This window comes from Citrobacter sp. CK189 (genome assembly GCF_030333505.1).
Lineage (GTDB): Bacteria > Pseudomonadota > Gammaproteobacteria > Enterobacterales > Enterobacteriaceae > Citrobacter_B > Citrobacter_B koseri.
On record NZ_JAOWFV010000005.1, the window covers coordinates 1 to 312 of the forward strand.

Annotated in this window: 1 rRNA gene; it reads right to left on the reverse strand. The window is 55.4% G+C overall.

The annotated features are described in order from the left end of the window. A 23S ribosomal RNA gene (locus tag OGV83_RS00030) occupies nucleotides 1-312 on the reverse strand; the annotation flags it as partial.

The following is a 312-nucleotide window of genomic DNA, read 5'->3' on the forward strand; positions in this document are numbered from 1 at the left end:
AAAGAGGCTCCCACTGCTTGTACGTACACGGTTTCAGGTTCTTTTTCACTCCCCTCGCCGGGGTTCTTTTCGCCTTTCCCTCACGGTACTGGTTCACTATCGGTCAGTCAGGAGTATTTAGCCTTGGAGGATGGTCCCCCCATATTCAGACAGGATACCACGTGTCCCGCCCTACTCATCGAGCTCACAGCCTGTGCATTTTCGTGTACGGGACTTTCACCCTGTACCGTGCGACTTTCCAGACGCTTCCACTAACACACAAGCTGATTCAGGCTCTGGGCTCCTCCCCGTTCGCTCGCCGCTACTGGGGGA